Origin of the sequence: Aliifodinibius sp. S!AR15-10, assembly GCF_031569985.1 — a bacterium.
Lineage (GTDB): Bacteria > Bacteroidota > Rhodothermia > Balneolales > Balneolaceae > JAMQKA01.
This window is the reverse complement of record NZ_JAMQKA010000028.1, coordinates 16,176-34,225: the sequence shown is the minus strand read 5'-3', so window position 1 is coordinate 34,225 and position 18,050 is coordinate 16,176. Positions and strand designations below refer to the sequence as shown.

General features: G+C 47.9%; 10 protein-coding genes. 9 read left to right on the top strand and 1 reads right to left on the bottom strand.

Annotated elements, in window-relative coordinates; translation table 11 throughout:
* The first annotated feature begins 343 nt into the window (after window positions 1–343).
* The 9 genes from NC796_RS16695 (at window position 344) to NC796_RS16655 (ending at window position 17,582) form a co-directional block, all read left to right on the top strand.
* Complete coding sequence (locus tag NC796_RS16695) at window positions 344–1,291, top strand: efflux RND transporter periplasmic adaptor subunit (protein ID WP_310686016.1); 948 nt, start codon at window positions 344–346, stop codon at window positions 1,289–1,291.
* Window positions 1,292–1,435: 144 nt separating this feature from the next.
* On the top strand, window positions 1,436–4,537 hold the full coding sequence (locus NC796_RS16690; protein ID WP_310686014.1) for an efflux RND transporter permease subunit: 3,102 nt from the start codon (window positions 1,436–1,438) through the stop codon (window positions 4,535–4,537).
* A gap of 325 nt (window positions 4,538–4,862) precedes the next feature.
* The gene (locus NC796_RS16685; RefSeq protein WP_310686012.1) at window positions 4,863–6,200 is read left to right on the top strand and encodes a TolC family protein; all 1,338 of its coding nucleotides are present in this window, start codon (window positions 4,863–4,865) and stop codon (window positions 6,198–6,200) included.
* 241 nt (window positions 6,201–6,441) lie between these two features.
* Window positions 6,442–7,107 carry a sigma-70 family RNA polymerase sigma factor gene (locus NC796_RS16680; RefSeq protein WP_310686010.1) on the top strand — a complete coding sequence of 222 codons (666 nt, stop codon included), beginning with the start codon at window positions 6,442–6,444 and terminating at the stop codon, window positions 7,105–7,107.
* Between the two features lie 521 nt (window positions 7,108–7,628).
* Window positions 7,629–8,696 carry a FecR domain-containing protein gene (locus NC796_RS16675; protein ID WP_310686009.1) on the top strand — a complete coding sequence of 356 codons (1,068 nt, stop codon included), beginning with the start codon at window positions 7,629–7,631 and terminating at the stop codon, window positions 8,694–8,696.
* A gap of 20 nt (window positions 8,697–8,716) precedes the next feature.
* Window positions 8,717–12,097 (top strand): SusC/RagA family TonB-linked outer membrane protein, encoded by a 3,381-nt coding sequence (locus NC796_RS16670; protein ID WP_310686008.1) that lies wholly within the window; start codon window positions 8,717–8,719, stop codon window positions 12,095–12,097.
* Window positions 12,098–12,125: 28 nt separating this feature from the next.
* Complete coding sequence (locus NC796_RS16665) at window positions 12,126–13,703, top strand: RagB/SusD family nutrient uptake outer membrane protein (RefSeq protein WP_310686007.1); 1,578 nt, start codon at window positions 12,126–12,128, stop codon at window positions 13,701–13,703.
* 124 nt (window positions 13,704–13,827) lie between these two features.
* Window positions 13,828–15,642 carry a family 16 glycoside hydrolase gene (locus NC796_RS16660; protein WP_310686006.1) on the top strand — a complete coding sequence of 605 codons (1,815 nt, stop codon included), beginning with the start codon at window positions 13,828–13,830 and terminating at the stop codon, window positions 15,640–15,642.
* A 14-nt stretch (window positions 15,643–15,656) separates the two neighbouring features.
* Window positions 15,657–17,582: a hypothetical protein gene (locus NC796_RS16655; RefSeq protein WP_310686005.1), complete on the top strand. Its 1,926-nt coding sequence runs from the start codon at window positions 15,657–15,659 to the stop codon at window positions 17,580–17,582.
* A 62-nt stretch (window positions 17,583–17,644) separates the two neighbouring features.
* On the opposite strand, the gene NC796_RS16650 is transcribed toward NC796_RS16655, so the two are convergent.
* Window positions 17,645–18,049 (bottom strand): ATP-binding protein, encoded by a 405-nt coding sequence (locus NC796_RS16650; protein WP_310686004.1) that lies wholly within the window; start codon window positions 18,047–18,049, stop codon window positions 17,645–17,647.
* Window position 18,050: the final 1 nt, after the last annotated feature.

The window sequence follows — 18,050 nt, the reverse complement described above, 5'->3', positions numbered from 1 at the left end:
GGATTATTGGATGAACCAGGATGTAATGTTTGTATAAGAAGTAATCCCGTACATCCTTTAATCCAGCCTATCCTGGTTCCAAGGGAGAAATGTGAAATAGGATGACTACGTACAAATTTGCGGCCCAATTACGTTACGATTTAACAGGTAACTGTACTAGCTAAACCTCCACATCCGCTATTTAATGTAAAAGTCGAAAGCAATCTTTAAATTGTAGCAATTATTGAAGGATGCGAGGAAAGAACTTTACATTAATTAATAGAGTTCCTCTCTGAAAAGAGGTACGATAGTGATATTATGCAAGTCTGGATGATATACTATTCTTAAGGTTAACTATAGATTAATGAATCAAATCACGAAACGAATTCTTTTTGTCGGGGCGCTTTTTGTGGCTTTGGGAGCACTCGCTTATCCCAAGGTGAAACCACTGTTCACTGATAGCAATACGGCGAACTCAGCTGCTGCCAGTGCCAGATCGGCATTGCAGGTGGATGCCGTGCGGGTGGGGACCGATAGTGTGGAAGACAAAATATTTACAACCGGCACCCTTTTGGCAAATGAAGAAGTGGAACTAAGCAGCGAAATTTCCGGCAAAATTACCGATATCTACCTGGAGGAGGGGCGGAATGTGAAACAAGGGCAGCTCCTGTTAAAGATTAATGACAGCGAACTGCAGGCTCAGCTCACCCGTGCACAGTATCGCCTGAATCTGGCCACAGAGCGGGAGTCGCGCCAAGAAAAACTGCTCGAAAAAGGGGGCATCAGCCAAGAGGATTACGATGCCACGCTGAACGAGGTAAATGTGTTGAAATCTGAGGTGGCTCTCATCAAAGCCCAAATTGAAAAGACGGAGATCCGTGCTCCCTTCAACGGCCGGGTGGGACTCAAATATGTGAGTGAAGGCAGCTACATTTCGCCTACAACACGTATCGCTTCGTTACAAAGCATAAACCCGATAAAGCTCGATTTTTCCATTCCCGAACGGTACGTCAATACGGTAGAAGTGGGAGACAGGATTACATTCACCGTTCAGGGGACCGACCGGGAGTTTCAAGGAGAGATTTATGCGATTGAGCCGCGCATCAATTCGCAGACGCGGACCTTGCAGATCAGGGCCAGGAGCAACAATGATGAAGGACTGCTGGTCCCCGGTGCGTTCGCCGATATTAAGCTCGTGCTCGATACAATTGATGACGCACTCATGCTCCCGACAATCGCCCTGGTTCCTGAAATCCAGGGACAGAAAGTATTCATGTACAGCAACGGGCAGGTCATGGAACAGCGCGTGTAAACGGGGATCCGTACAGAAGAAAAAGTGCAGATTGTACAGGGAGTAAGTGCTGGTGATACGGTATTGACTACCGGACTGCTGCAGGTTCAGCCGGGTATGCCGGTGGTATTAAATGAAATTCAATAAATAGTCGAGGTAACGGGCATGAGTCTATCGTCGTTGAGTATTCGCAGGCCGGTACTGGCATCGGTGATGTCTATTGTTATCGTGTTGTTTGGTATTATTTCGTTTACCTATCTCGGGGTGCGGGAATACCCGGCAGTGGATCCCCCTATTATCACGGTCAGTACTTCTTACATCGGGGCCAATGCGGATGTGATTGAGACCCAGATCACCGAGCCGCTGGAGGAATCGATCAACGGTATTGCCGGCATTCGGACTCTCTCTTCGACCAGCCGGGAGGGACGAAGTACTATCACCGTGGAATTCGACCTGGATGTGGACCTGGAGACCGCTGCCAATGACGTGCGCGACCGCGTTTCCCGTGCCATGCAAAACCTGCCGCCCGATGCAGAACCTCCGGTCGTTTCTAAAGCGGATGCGGATGCGTTTCCGATTGTGTTTTTGAATGTGAACAGCGAGCGCCGCAACCTGCTGGATTTGACCAGCATTGCGGACAATATTTTCAAGGAGCGCCTGCAAACCATTCCGGGCGTGAGCAGCGTGGATATCTGGGGATCCAAGGAATACGCCATTCGCATGTGGATGGACCCAATAAAACTTGCTGCTTACGATCTCACCCCTTTGGATGTTCGCAGCGCTTTGAATCGCGAAAACGTAGAGCTCCCGTCCGGCCGAATAGAGGGAAATACCACTGAGCTGACAATCCGCACCATGGGGCGAATGACGGAGGTGGAAGAGTTTAACAACCTGATCATCAGCGAGCAGAATGGGAATACGATCCGGTTCCGTGATATCGGTCGTGCTGAGTTGGGACCCCAAAACGAGCGCACCATCCTGAAACGCGATGGGGTGCCGATGGTGGGCGTGGTGGCGGTCGCCCAGCCGGGAGCCAACCAGCTGGATATTACACAGGAGTTCTTCAGCAGGGTAGAGAACATTAAAAAAGATCTTCCACCCGATATCGAGATTGCGACGGGCTTTGACTCCACTGAATATATTGAGCAGTCGGTCAACGAGGTGCAACAGACTATTTTTATTGCGCTTGCACTCGTAATCCTCATCATTTTCCTGTTTTTGAGGGATTGGCGAACTACCGTAATCCCGATCATTGTGATTCCGATTGCACTCATCGGGGCTTTTTTCATCATGTTCCTGGTCGACTTCTCAATTAATGTGCTCACCCTGCTGGCTATCGTTCTTGCCATCGGCCTGGTGGTGGATGATGCCATTGTCGTACTTGAAAATATTTATGCCAAAATTGAGCAGGGTTGGAATCCTGTTGAAGCGGGGATTTTAGGATCTAAAGAGATCTTTTTCGCTGTGGTGGCCACATCACTTGCCCTGGTTTCGGTATTTATGCCGATCCTGTTCATAGGAGGTGTGACCGGGCGGCTTTTCCGGGAGTTTGGGGTGGTTATCGCTGGAGCAGTCATTATCTCCACATTTGTGGCACTGACTCTTACACCGATGTTGTCATCCAAATTCCTTAAAAAAGGGCAGAAGCACAGCTGGTTTTACTACAAGACAGAACCGTTTTTCAAGAAAATGAATGAGGTTTATAAAGACAGCCTCGATCGGTTTATGGCCAAGCGCTGGCTGGCTTTTGTCATCATTGCAGTGACGGGTGTGGCAATTGTTGGATTTGGCACCATTCTTCCCGAGGAAGTGGCACCGCTCGAGGATCGCAGCGGTATTCGGATGTTTGCCGAGGGGCCTGAAGGCGCTTCGTTTGAATACATGGATCACTATATGGACAAGCTAATTACCGCCGTTCAGGATACCGTTCCGGAAAGTGAAGCCGTGATTTCGGTGACATCGCCGGGATTCGGGGCCTCCAGCTCGGTGAACTCAGGGTTCGCATTTCTTATTCTGAATGATCCGGACGAACGGGAGCGGTCGCAGCACCAGATCGCCAACCAGCTCAGCGGCGTGGTACGTAATTTGAGTGGGGCGCAGACGTTCGTTTCAGAACCGCAAAGTATTGGTACAAGAAGTTTGGGATTGCCTGTTCAATATGTGCTGCAGGCCCAAAACCTGGATCAGCTCAAGGAGGTCATTCCAAAGTTTTTGGCGGAAGCCCGCAATCATCCCGTGTTAACCTTTCCCGATGTAAACCTGAAGTTTAACCGCCCGGAACTGCGTGTCCAGATTGACCGTGAACGAGCACGGGCGCTGGGTGTCTCGGTGGCCGATATTGCGCAAACGCTACAACTTTCCTTCAGTGGTCAGCGGTTTGGATACTTTATCATGGACGGGAAACAACAATGGGTGATTGGACAGGTAACCAGGGAAAACAGGGATGAACCGGTCGATCTGAAATCGCTTTACGTCCGGAATACCCGCAATGAGTTAATTCAGCTTGATAACGTGGTAACGATTAGTGAAGAAAGCAGTCCACCGCAACTGTTCCGTTTCAACCGGTTTGCAGCGGCTACCATCTCCGCCGGACTGGCTCCCGGACGGACGATCGGCGAAGGGATCGATGCTATGAATGAGATTGGGCAGCGGGTACTGGACGACTCTTTTTCCACCAGCCTGAGCGGTCCCTCCCGCGACTTTGAAGAGAGCGCCTCCAACCTGAATTTTATCTTCATCCTGGCCCTTGCGCTCATATACCTGGTGCTTGCCGCACAGTTCGAGAGCTTCCGGGATCCATTTATTATCCTGTTTACCGTGCCCCTTGCGCTCGCTGGAGCACTGCTTTCTATCTGGTATTTTGATCAGACGCTCAACATTTTCAGTAAAATAGGGATGATTATGCTGATCGGGCTGGTGACCAAGAACGGGATCCTGATCGTGGAGTTTGCCAACCAGCGCCAGGAGCACGGACTCAGCATTATGGAGGCTATAAAGGACGCATCTGTGGCACGATTTCGACCGATTTTGATGACCAGTCTGTCTACGATCCTGGGAATTCTTCCGATCGCTCTGGCACTGGGCGCTGGAGCTGAAAGCCGAACCTCGATGGGTATTGCCGTGATCGGGGGACTGCTGCTCGGGAGTATCCTCACGCTTTATGTGATTCCTGCGATGTATTCATACCTGTCGCCCGTGAAAAGCCAGGATGATCTAATTGACAAAGAAACGGTCAGGAAAGCTGAGAGTAAATACGAGCCTGTTTAAGATTGATATCTGTGAATCCAATACATTACAATATAGCCCCATCACTTGCGCGGGAATTAATTCCTGCGCTGTGGATAAGCAGGTTTCTTATGTTGTGTAGTACTAAAAAGCAAACGGTAATGTATTTAGAGATTGAAAGAAACCTCTGTGTCATCCTGAACTTGTTTCAGGATCTCGCAAGGTTCATGGTCGTTGAACCAGGTAAATATTTGATCAACGTCACTTGTTACCAAGATATCTCCGACAGCTGTCTTCCTAAACGCGTTACGGTATTTTTTTCGGTTTCTACAGTAAATTCAGGCTCAATTCATAAATAATAATTCACATGATTCGTATCATTATCATCTTAGCAGCAATTTGCGTGCTGTTTGTGCCATCTCTTCTTGCTCAAAATAAGGAACCGGAAGTTCTCCGTTTAGACGAAGCAATCAGAATTGGGCTGGAAAATAACTTTTCGATTCGCATTGCCCGAAACGTTGCCGATATCGCTGAGAACAACCAGTCGTATGGGAATGCAGGTTTTTTCCCTGAGTTATCGGCTACCGCATCCCGAACAAAAAGAATAGAAGACAGTAAGACAGAGTTTTCGGGCAACAGTATACCCGACCGGGATGTCGACGGTGCTGAGACGACGACAACGAATGCCTCGGCATCACTGAACTGGACCATTTTTGACGGACTGGGAATGTTTACTACATATCAGCGATTGAGTGAACTGAAAGAGTTGGGAGCTATCGAGTCACGCCTGGCGATAGAAAATAGAATTGCACAGATCATTACCGCTTATTTTAACATTGTACGGCAGAAAAAGATAGCAGATGTCCTTGAAAGTACGCTTGAGCTATCCGAACAGCGGATCCAGATAGCGGAGACGAGGAAGGATCTGGGTTCCGGCTCCGAATACGACCTGCTGCAGGCCCGGGCCGACTATAACGCCGATCGTGCTGCAATGATACGGCAGGAGATAACACTACACGACGCAAAACTTTTGCTCAATGAGCTGATGGGTCGCGATGTAGATCAGCAGTTTGCAGTGCAGGCCGATATCCCGGTAAACCAAGAGTTAGAATATGAGGAGATTGTTGAAAAAGCCCTTTCAGATAATTTGCAGCTGGCCGTAGCCAAAACCAATGAGCGAGTGACAGAGCTTGAGATCAAAGAGATCAAGGCTGAGCGATTCCCCGAACTAGATCTGAATGTCGGCTATGGGTACAATTTGAATGAATCCGGTGCCGGGTTCCTGGAGCTGAGCCAGAGCACCGGTTTTAATTATGGACTAACGGCGCGGATAACGCTTTTCGATGGGTTTAACAGGGAGCGGAGACGACAGAATGCACAGATTGCGCTCAAAAACCAACGCCTCTCTTTCCAAGAGCAACAGCAGCAGGTGAAAGCCGGTATCAACTCTGAGTTTAACAGCTATCTAAATGCCCTCAGGCTAGTGAAACTGGAGGAAGAAAACCTGGTATATGCGGAGCAGACCGTGGATATTGCGCTTGAGCGCTTCAAGCTGGGCACGATCAATTCTATAGAACTGCGGGAAGCCCAGCGCACGCTCATCGATGCGGAGAGCCGGTTGATCCAGGCCCGTTTTGAGGCCAAAGCGGCCGAGACGGAGCTTTATCGCCTGATGGGAATTGTTACGGAGCAGGCGGCTGACTGATACACCCAATCAAGCCAGTTTATCCCAGGGTTAACCCTGTAAGAAGAATATGTTAACCCGCCCAGGAATGGTATTTACCGGTTGGCAATAGTTCTATTTTATCACTTACTTTAGGGGTTGACAGATTATGGCTTTTGGGGTACGGGGATCAATTTGCATCCCTCATCAAATTGGGAATTGGGAAAGACAAACTAAACCGATTGTTCTATGAACAAATAGGTACTGAACAGGGAAATTCGCCATGTCTGAAAAGGGAATGTATTCGATCCAGCCGGAAGCCAACCCGGATGGCAACACACTATGGAAAAAATTTCTAGATGGAGATCTGAATGCGTGGGAACAGATTTTTGAGCGCTATTACGGTGATCTATTTGGATACGGATTGAAGTTGACAAGTCGCCGGGAGTTGACAAAAGACGGGATTCACCAGCTGTTTGTGCAACTTTGGGATCGAAGAGAGCATCTATCGGAAGTTGATTCCGTTAAAGCCTATCTTTTGGCCTCCCTGCGGAGAAGTTTGCTAAAGAAATTAAAGAAACGGCGCAAATATTATGAAGACTGGGAAAATGCCGAGAATGAGAATCCCCAGATCCAGTTTTCCCCCGAGGTTATACTCATCAAAGATGAAATAAAGGCGGAAAAAATAGAGGCCCTTTATAAAGCGTTGGATCAACTGCCCGGCCGCCAAAAAGAAGTGCTGTACCTCAAATATTTCAACGGGATGAGTTATGATGAGATTGAAGATATCCTATCTATAAAATATCAATCTATAAAAAATCACATCTATCGCGCCATCTCCAACCTCCGCGAAATAATGGGCGAGGATATAACAAAGATTGCAATAGCCATACTGCCATTTCTCCTTGTCTTGTTTGGGTTGTTTGCCCAGTATCTCACTTACCAGTGATAGTATTTCGAGCCAACGGAGCTAATACTATATTAGGGCATCCTAAAAAAGTAACAGCTGCTCTCTATGATAGAGGTATTCCTTTTTGTATGAACAAATCCACCTGTAATCGGACTAAAGAACTGTCCACGAAAAAATCACCGTTCCTACAGCTGTCGGAATAAAAAAATCGCAGATTTTTTCTTTACGCTTCCCTCCGTTCCCTTCCGGGCAGTCACCTTTACAAGGCCGGGAAGAGAAGAGTAAAATCTGAAGCTCTGGAGCCCCTCATTCCATAACATCCTTGCAGCCGTGATTGGCAACCCCCCTTACACAGTTCACGCACAAAACCGGCAAAAAATATCGGATTGTTTGTCGTGCTAATTGTTTTAGGAATCATCCCTTCCCAAGGGAATTTTCCTTTTACAGGTTTCTGACAGGGTTAATACACGGTTTACAGAAAAAATAAAATTTAGGTGAGTACTCTGCTGTCTGAGCTGCTCTATAGTATGTAGCAACCCATAATAATAAATGATTGCATCGTGGATAAGAGCGAGTACACTGTTCAGGAATTGGTTAATGATCCCTCATTTGTAGAATGGGCAATGGGCGATTCAGAGGGAGACCGGGCGGTATTTTGGAATGAATGGGTTAAGAAGAGCGATGAACATCGCCGAAAGGCCCTGGACGCACAGAAAAAGATAACGGGTCTACGGTTTACCACTCCTCAACTGCCGGATATCAAGAATGAATGGTCAAAAGTTCGGGATGATATAGAGCGGCAGAATAATATAAGGTTCCGCAATCCTGAGGATCGTGCCACTGGGAATAACGGCGGTTTAATGGGATACCTGTTCAAAGCAGCCGCTGTTCTTTTGATTGGCGCCTTTGTGGGATTGGCACTCTACATGTACCAGGAGCCAACGCCTGAAAGTGAACCTGTGGCCATCATGACCGTGGAAACAGGGTATGCAGAAAAGAAAACGATCAATCTATCGGATGGATCCAGTGTCATTCTTGCAGCAGGTTCGAAGCTTACCTATAAAAGTAACTGGCTTGACCAGCCGGTGAAACGAGTTGGTCTCGAAGGAGAAGCCTATTTCTCAATCACTCCTAAAGAATCTAAAAACAAACCGAAATTTGTTGTTGAAACCGAGGACGGTTCGGCCGCCGTCTGGGGAACGCTTTTTACGGTAGACACCTATGGCGAGGGCACGAAAGTGGTGCTGGAAGAGGGCGAGGTACGAGTAAAGGTCGCGAGTCCCGAAACTCCCTCAACGCCTGAAATGAAAATGCAGCCGGGAGAGATGGCACAATTCCACAAATCCAGGGAGCAAATAGCCCTGAACAAAGTTAACCCGGCGGTTTACACCTCTTGGACTACGAACGAGCTCTATTTCGATGAAACCCCTTTTTCAGTACTTGTTAGCCGGATTGAACGAACCTATGGAAAGGAGGTGAAAATAAAAGATCCCGGGATTTTGGATATGAGGCTCTCGGGTTCAATAGACTTCAGAAGTTTAGACGGATTGATGAATGCTGTTTCCGAAGTAATGGACGTGAACATTTATAAATCAGAAGAAACTGTAATAATTGAACAAAACAACTAAGACTTAGGGATAGGATAATTATGGAACACTACAAATACGCAGGGATTGTAAGCCTGATGATTCTGTTGTTTTCTGTTACGCTTGTAGCAGGGGCACAAGAGTCTGGTGATGTATACGTAAGTTCTACGGATATCAATTCTAAAACCATAGAAACGGTTGAAAAAGGAACCAGCCTGCAAAAGGTATTATCGACAATTGAAAATACATATGATGTAAAGTTTTTCTACAAAAGCGAACTGCTGGAGGGCAAAACATTCGCCGAAAACCGAGTGATATTGTTCCAAAACGGGTTGTTTAACCTTCTAGATGACCTCCTGTCGGATTTCGGATTCAGGTATAAAGTGCTCACGCACCGGACCCTCGGTATCTTGCCAAAGGACAGCGCACCGAATCAGGAGATTAACCTGGAGACCGTCAATGGTACTGTAACCGATGCCTCATCGGGTGACCCGATGCCGGGAGTAAACGTCTTGGTGAAGGGCACCACGAGCGGGACTTCCACCGATGCCCAGGGAAATTTTGAACTCAGTGTTCCTTCGCTTCAGGATACACTTATTTTTTCATTTATAGGGTACGAGACAGGACAGATGCCGATTAATGGGCGTACCAATCTGGATGTAACCATGCAGCCGCAAGCAATTGAGGGTGAAGAGCTTGTAGTCACTGGATATGGCATCCAAAAGAAATCAGATGTCACCGGATCTATAGGGATGGTTTCAAGTGAAGATCTGGGAGAACAGCAATCCGCTTTTAACGCTCTGCAGGGACTGCGTGGTAAAGTTGCCGGTGTTAATATTTTTACTAACTCAGGAGCCCCTACTGGCAGTAATCGTGTAGTTATTAGGGGGACAGGTTCCATTAACGCAGGTACCGAACCATTATATGTGGTTGACGGTGTTGCGATGGAAGATGGCATTCAGTATATGAACCCCAATAACATTGAAAGTATTGAGGTCTTAAAAGATGCTTCGGCAACGGCCATTTATGGTTCCAGAGGCGCTAATGGTGTGATACTCGTAACGACCAAACGGGGTGATACGCCGTCCGAAGATGTTGCCGTTAGTTATAACGGTTCATTCAGCGTAGGCAGGTTGGCAAGCAAGATGGATGCGATGAATGCTGAAGAGTTTATGGAAGTTCAACGTCGTGGATTCGAAAATGCTACTCTTTTCGAAGATTATCCTCCTGGACAAGAACCGGTATTTGATCTTTCAGATGATATCGGAACCTTGTTCGATGAACAGGGAAATCCGCTATATGATACGGACTGGCAGGAAGAGGTAACTCGCACCGCCCTTTCTCATGATCACCAGTTGGGAATTCAGTCAGGCGGTGAAAAATCCTCATTTGGTGGCTTTTTGAATTACACCAATAATGAAGGAGTCATTCTCAATAACTATATGAAGCGCGCGAGTGCCCGAATTGTGTATGATGCAAGTCCGACCGATTGGCTAACGCTGGGAACCAATTTAAGGGTCAACAGAACCTGGGAGAACAGTGTTGAAGAAGGGGGCGGCGGGCAGGTCGTACGCCGTACTATGGTTGAGTTTGCCCCGATTCTTCCAGTGAAAATGCCGGATGGTGACTGGAGTCATTTTAATGATGTTAAATTCACCTCGCTTGAAGGGCAGCCAAACCCGGTGCAACGTGCGATGGAAGAAGATCGGCTGAGAGATCGGGTACAGCTTTTTGGTAATGCCTATGCCGCATTTCAAATCACCGATAACCTGGAGTTCCGCACACAATTCGGTGTTGATAACACGAATTTCGAATCTCGCGACTACCAGCCAACAGACCTGGAATCCCCGGAATCTTCCGTGGGGAGTGCCGGAATGAACAACAGTGAAACTACCTACTGGCAAAATGAGAACTATCTGACTTACCTTCAGGATACCGGAAAGCACAGAATTAACGCCGTTTTGGGAGCCAGTTGGCAGGAGCGGTCATACCGAAGCAACGGTTTCGGGGTGCGTATTTTCCCGAACGATTTCTACCGTACCAACAATGTTGATGCGGCTACTGAAGTTAGCGGTTTCCCAAATTCCGATACTTGGGACTGGTCCATGAACTCCTACTTTGCAAGAGGTAGTTATACCTTTGACAATACCTACAGTGCTACCCTGACAAGCCGTATTGATGGATCGTCACGATTTGGTGAGAATAACAAGTATGGTTTCTTTCCTTCAATCGGGGTTGGCTGGACCGTTTCCAACGAAGAGTTTATGTCTGATATGGATGCTATTAACCGACTGAAACTAAGAGCATCCTGGGGACGAACCGGTAACACCGAGATTGGTACTTATCAATCCCTTTCTACGATCAGTTCCGGTTCGGTGCTACTTGGCGGTGCCCGCCAGAATACGAGTGCACCGCAGCGCCTGGCAAATCCAGATTTGGAGTGGGAAAAAACCACTCAGTATAATATCGGTCTTGAAATTGATCTGTTTAACCAAGTGGTGTCACTTGAGGCTGACTACTATGACAAATTGACCGACGATCTGTTGCTGCAGCGGCCGATTCCCTCCACCAGCGGTTTTGATGTGGTAATGGATAATATTGGATCTGTTTCTAATCGTGGTGTTGATTTCATGATGACGACCAGGAATATCCAGACCAACGATTTCTTTTGGTCAACCACACTCAATTTCAATTACAACAAGAATACGGTTGAAAGCCTGGGCGCTGAGGATGAAGATATCTTTCCCGGACCAAACTGGGTCTCCGGTAGCCAGACGATATTGCGTGTAGGCGAACCGATAGGAAACTTCTACGGGTTCGAGCGTTTAGGCACCTGGGGCACAGATGAGGCAGCTGAAGCCGCTGCTGCGGGACGAATTCCCGGTGAGGCGAAGCGATCGTCCGACCGTAAGATTATCGGAAATGGTTTGCCAGAGTGGACAGGAAGTTTCTCCAACAAGGTAAATGTTGGAAACTTTGATTTTACCGCAGATATACAATTTGTATATGGAAATGAGATCATGCAGCAATTCCTCCACACTGCGGAAGATCGCCAAGCGCTTACTAATGGTATTGCTACCCAATTGTATGAGGCGTGGACTCCAGATAATCAAGATACCCCCATTCAACGGATACGTCATCAACCACTGTCTGGACAGAATACCCAGGCTGACAGCCATTGGATTGTTGACGGGTCTTATATCCGAGGGAACCTGTTTTCACTGGGATACAGTTTTGATCAAGGTAAAATCTCTGAGTATGGTTTACAGCGGTTGAGAGTAACTGCAAGCCTCCAGAACGCGTTTGTAATTCATCATCCGGATTTCAAGGGCCACGATCCTGAAGGATCTTCATGGCAGGGAAATCCCAATACTCAGAACATCTTCTTTTACCAGTATCCTAAGCCGCGAACCTTCACGCTTGGAGTCAATATCCAATTTTAATGATCAATTTTAAGACCATATTAATACCATGAAGAAATTCATACTTGTATTTATAGTGGGGTTCTTGACGCTAAACTCCTGCGATAATTTTTTGACTGAAGCACCCAAAGATGAAATCTCAACCAATCAACTGCTGGATTCACCGGAAACAGTTACCGGCCTGGTAAACGGTCTTTATCGTGAAGGCCGAGCCGCAGACTTTTATGACTCGGGTTTCGGCGGGGCCAATGTTATGTTCGGCGGCTTCATGTCGGGTTTCTTCGACAACGAAGCGAAAGGGGAGCGCATACAAGGGCAGGTTGCTCAAGATTTGACCCTGGATCCTGAGATATTGAACCAGTTCTTCGACGGCTGGTGGTCAGGCCATTATGAAGCCATTTCCCACGCGAACCTTGCCCTCCAGGCTATTCCTGACATGGAAGGGTTTTCCGAAAACGAAAAAAATCGTCTATTGGCTGAAGCCCGGTTTTTCCGAGCGCTTAACTACTTCAACCTGGTAACCTCTTTTGGGGATGTCCCTCTTATAACGGAACCGGTAGAGGGGCTCGACGGGCTTGAGGTGTCACGCACCAGTTCCGCGGAAGTATATAATCAGATTGTAGCCGATCTTGATTGGGCGGTAAACAATGGCGGTTTGGCAGATGCCCCATTTCCTGATAACAATTTTCGGATAACACGGGGAGCTGCTGCTGCCTTGCTCGCCGATGTCCATTTGAGCAGGGCCGGATATCCATTGCAGTCACAGGGTAGTTATGCCGATGCCGCAGATGCTGCCAGGACCGTTATCAATTCAGGGCAGTATGGGTTAGTGGAGCATGGGTCAGACCCCATGACTATGAGTGCCTACAACAAGATGCGTACTTCTGATGTCGACGATGAGTTTATCTACGGCATCGAGTACGACGGCAATATTGCCAGCAATGATTTTCCTGGTCAAATTATTCCTGGTGACGTTCGCCCGGCGGGTATCACTTTCGGCAGGACCTTCAATGTATACCGTCCGATTGAAGAGTATACCTGGATTTATGATCCGAATGATGACTTGCGTGTCCAGGAGAAACAGCTTTTCTATAGCTCGTTGGAAAGAGACGGGACGGTGTATGAGTTCAATGAGTGGGCACCATATATGTGGTACGAAGAGGATGTCGCGTTTGAAAGCGGAAATAGTGGAGATCGGGACCTGCGGGTTTACCGTTACTCAGAAGTGCTTCTCATTGCAGCTGAAGCAATTGCACGCTCGGAAGGCGTAACAAACGAAGCGATTTCGTATCTTGCAGACGTCAGGGAACGGGCCTACTGGCAAACCGACAGAAGTACCATTATTGCCAATTTATCGGGACTTTCGGAACAAGAGTTTGTGGAAGAAGTCTGGAAAGAGCGGCTTCGTGAGCTGCCCCTGAACTTCAAAATCTGGACGGATATTCAGCGGACCCGGCAATATCCTGTTCCGTCTGAAAATAATCCCGGAGAAGTTAACTTTGTTGATGTTGTAGGGGCATCGAATAACTGGGGACAAACATACCAGGAGCATCATCTCTTATACCCCATACCGGATGATGAAATTCAGACTAACCCTGCACTTGAACAAAATCCGGGTTATAATTAACCAAGATTGACAGGTCTTGATTACATTGTGATTGGTTGAACTACCCGGGCGGTAATGTTCAGCCAATCACATTTTTATAGTTATAGTAGAATTGTGTAATTCTCATTTAATCAATAAAAACCATATGAACGTAAAAGCGATTTTCTTTGACCCATCCCGGTGGATAGCCTGCCTGGTATTGATGCTGTTTGCTTCGGGTGTTAATGCGCAAGACTCCAACCAAATTTTGCTTGATGGCCTAAACAGTTTTAACGAACCTGCAGAAAATTGGCAAATGGCCGGTGAGGTTACAGCTTCAATGGATAAAGACAATACTATTACTGTTACCGATGGCAGTGATATACTGGTTAATAATCCCCAGGCTGAGCACGGGGGAGAAGACCTGTATACGAAGCTCAACCATGGAGATATCGATCTCGAACTGGATTATATGATGCCCAGGGGATCGAATTCAGGAATCTATCTCCAGGGACGATATGAACTTCAACTACATGACAGCTGGACGGTTAAAGTCCCATCATCCAGCAATAATGGCGGAATTTATGAGCGCCCGGCGGGTGTGAAAGGACGGCAAGGATATGCACCCCGGCAAAATGCCAGCCGCGCACCGGGACTGTGGCAACATCTCGAATTGTCTTTTCGCGCTCCCCGGTTTAATGAAAATGGTGAGAAGGTGGAAAATGCACGAATATTGCGTGCAGAGCTGAATGGCGTAGTTATCCATGAAGATGTTGAGCTCTTGGGGCCTACTGCCGGCGCCTATGGGGAAGGCGAAGTTCCGGAAGGTCCGCTCCGATTCCAGGGCGATCACGGTCCGGTTGCCTTTCGAAACATCAGGATTACGCGGTATGACCGGACGGCTCCCACAGTAAAGGATCTACAGTACAGTGTCTATGAAGGAGAATTTACGGAAGAACCAGACATTGATACACTTTCAGTTATTAAGTCAGGTAGTTCAGAACTCCTGACGCCATATTTGGGGGGGCTGCCCGAACAATTCCTGCTGCGTTATACCGGTACGATCCAGAGTGATGAGGCTGGTAATTACACGTTCGAGTTGAATGTGGCTGCCGGCGCGGGACTGTTGCGCATTTCAGGAAATGAAGTCATCCCCATTGATAGTGCAGAGGGTAGCGTTAACCTTTCAGCGGGAGAGGTGCCTTTTGAACTGCTATACGCCCGCAGGGCAGACTGGGCGGAGGCTGGTTTTCAGCTCTCGGTATCGGCGGAAGGGCTTCGCAGTCACTCACTGAGTGATATGCCTTTGCCTGGTCAAAGCGACTGGAACCCGATTTATGTGCATGCGGAAGATAAGCCGCTGCTCCGCAGTTTTATGGATCTTCCGGGGGGCAGCCGGGTTACTCACGGGATCTCGGTGAGTAGCCTGAATAAACTTCACTATACCTATGATATGAATCACGGGAGCCTGGTACAGGTTTGGCGGGGAGATTTTCTAGACGTCACGCCGATGTGGTACAGCCGCGGTGATGGATCTTCAAGGCCCAATGGCTCGGTGGAGCATCTGCTGGAGAGTCCGGCATTGTCTCTGAACAAGTTGGAAAATGATGGGGCCTCATGGAAGGATGATACGACTGGTACAGGTTACGAGTCCAAGGGATATACCCTGGATGACAATGATAATCCCCAATTCAGGTATGAAGTGTTCGGCACTTCGGTTCGGGATAAAATTCGGGTTGTGCACAACGGGGGCGGCGTACGAAGATCTGTTACCCTTAAGGACATATCTGATGATCTGTATTTCAGGCTGGCATCAGGGAAGTCGATAAGAAAAGTGGAGAATAACCGATACCTGGTAGATGACCAATCGTATTACATCCAGCTGGAAAATCCCAAGGAGCCGATCATCCGTGAGACCGATGGCCGCTATGAGTTGATTATACCGGCGCAACCATCCATAAACTACACTATCTTGTTTTAAAACTTGAGGAAACGATGAAATTTGATATGAATTATTTGCGTCATTGTGCATTTGTACTGCTTTTGCTATCTGTGACTTTTAGTTCGGTTTCCGCCCAGGATATTCCTGCGGAAGAGGACTTCTTTAAAATAGCGGACGTTATAAGTCCGGAGGAATACCTGCTTGAAGTGGGAGGATTAACCGTGCTGCCAAATGGGAACTTGGCTGTTGCCACACGAAGAGGCGATATTTTTATCGTTGAGAATCCATCCAGTAATAACCCCTATTTCAGAAAATTTGCTACTGGACTCCACGAGGTTTTAGGGTTGGCCTACAAGGATGGAGCATTTTACTGTTCCCAGCGCGGTGAGCTAACGAAGCTTGAGGACACCGACTACGATGGGAAGGCCGATCTGATTGAAACAGTATACGCCTGGCCGCTCTCGGGCCACTACCACGAGTACAGTTACGGGCCCCAGATAGCGCCCGACGGTTCGTTCTTTGTGTCAGCTAATGTGGCATTTGGTGATCAACAGTGGTGGCGGGGCGAAAGTCGCGTACCCTGGAGAGGGTGGACGATGCGCATCACCGAAGATGGAAAAATGGAGCCCTGGGCTACCGGGATGCGCTCTCCGGCCGGGTTGGGCATGATTGACGGTGAACTCTTCTATGCCGAAAACCAGGGCGACTGGATCGGTTCCGGTGGCATCTGGCATGTGGAAAAAGGCGATTTTACCGGTCACCCGGCGGGCCTCCGATGGACCGATAAGCCGAATTCTCCACTGAGTATGAAAACAGAAGACCTGTATACCCATATCGATCCCCGCATCTACAAGGATGATGAAGGCAATTACGTAAAGCCCGAAAATATCCAGGATGAAGAGGATTATAAAACGATGTTTGAGCTTCAGGAGGATCTTCCGACCCTGAAAACGCCGGCCGTTTGGCTGCCGCATGGTATTTTGGGGATCTCAAACTCTGATATAATTACCATTCCGGATGGACACTTTGGTCCATTTGCAGGTCAGGTGTTGGTTGGTGACCAGGGACAAAGTAAAATTATGCGTGTTGCACTGGAAAAGGTGAAAGGGACATACCAGGGAGCAGTCTTCGATTTTCGCAGCGGCTTTCAATCGGGCGTGTTGCGTATGGCATGGGGCAATGACGGCTCGCTATTCGTCGGGGAAACAAACCGTGGCTGGGGCTCGGCCGGGGAGGCCAATGAGGGCCTTCAGCGGTTGGTGTGGAATCGACAGGTTCCTTTCGAGATGAAAAACGTTTCGGCTAAACCAGATGGTTTTGAAATTACATTCACCAAACCTGTAGATCCGGAGACAGCGAAAGACCTGGCGTCATATTCCGTCTCAACATTTACCTATAAATATCATCCGGTGTATGGAAGCCCCATGGTGGACCAGCAGGAGACCGGGGTGCAAGGGGTTAAAGTCTCCGATGACGGAATGAGCGTCCGGTTAAAACTGGAAAATCTTCGAAAAAGCTATATTCATTATCTCATCGCGGATGGCCTGCTTGCAGAAGATGGACAGCCACTGCTGCACAACACAGCGTATTACACGTTAAATGAAATTCCCGAGGGACCGGAACTGGCACTGAATGAGATGAGCACCCGCAATTCAGGTAACAAAGCTGATCAGGCAGCAACAACGTCTGAATCTCGGCAAACAAGCCAGCAGGAGTCGGACGTTCCTACTTATGAGTCCATGAAACCCTTGTTGACAAAGTATACCTGTAATGCCTGCCACAACCGGGACAAACGGCAGGTGGGTCCTGCTTTTTCTCAGATCGCACAGCGAAATTATACCCCTGAAGAGATGGTGGAGCTGATCTATAATCCGGATCTTTCAAACTGGCCTGACTTCGCCACGGCGATGCCGCCCATGACCAACGTGCCGGAGGAGGAAGCTTTAAGAATAGCGAAGTGGATTAATTCACTTAAGTAAGTAAGGGTTTCCGTTTAAGAGTAACGCTAGACCTGCCGGTCTTCAAAAGCCGGCAGGTTTTTTTATACCAAAAATCTCACTGTTATTTTGGTACCGTCTTCTGAATAGGTTACTTCATCGGCAAACTGTTCGATAAGGTAGACGCCCCGGCCTCCCTCTTTAAGGAGGTTTTCATCCTGTAGTGGATCGGGCAGCGATGAAGGATCGAATCCTTCTCCCTCATCTTTGATGCTGATGGTTAGCTTTTGATTGTTTTGACTCGCCTTGATATGCACTTTTTTATCGGAGTCTTGCTTATTCCCATGCACGATTGCGTTGGTTACAGCTTCACTCAGAGCCAGCATTACATTTCCGTATATTTCATCATCAAAGCTGATCCAATCCTGTAATTCATCAACGAACGATTCCACCCGTTGTATCTCGTCAAAATCAGAGGAAAGAGTCAGTGATTTCGTTTGTTTTGCCATA

Coding starts and splice junctions, on each gene's coding strand:
- NC796_RS16695 (WP_310686016.1), top strand. CDS start 344: ATGAATCAAATCACGAAACGAATTCTTTTTGTCGGGGCGCTTTTTGTG.
- NC796_RS16690 (WP_310686014.1), top strand. CDS start 1,436: ATGAGTCTATCGTCGTTGAGTATTCGCAGGCCGGTACTGGCATCGGTG.
- NC796_RS16685 (WP_310686012.1), top strand. CDS start 4,863: ATGATTCGTATCATTATCATCTTAGCAGCAATTTGCGTGCTGTTTGTG.
- NC796_RS16680 (WP_310686010.1), top strand. CDS start 6,442: ATGTCTGAAAAGGGAATGTATTCGATCCAGCCGGAAGCCAACCCGGAT.
- NC796_RS16670 (WP_310686008.1), top strand. CDS start 8,717: ATGGAACACTACAAATACGCAGGGATTGTAAGCCTGATGATTCTGTTG.
- NC796_RS16665 (WP_310686007.1), top strand. CDS start 12,126: ATGAAGAAATTCATACTTGTATTTATAGTGGGGTTCTTGACGCTAAAC.
- NC796_RS16660 (WP_310686006.1), top strand. CDS start 13,828: ATGAACGTAAAAGCGATTTTCTTTGACCCATCCCGGTGGATAGCCTGC.
- NC796_RS16655 (WP_310686005.1), top strand. CDS start 15,657: ATGAAATTTGATATGAATTATTTGCGTCATTGTGCATTTGTACTGCTT.
- NC796_RS16650 (WP_310686004.1), bottom strand. CDS start 18,049: ATGGCAAAACAAACGAAATCACTGACTCTTTCCTCTGATTTTGACGAG.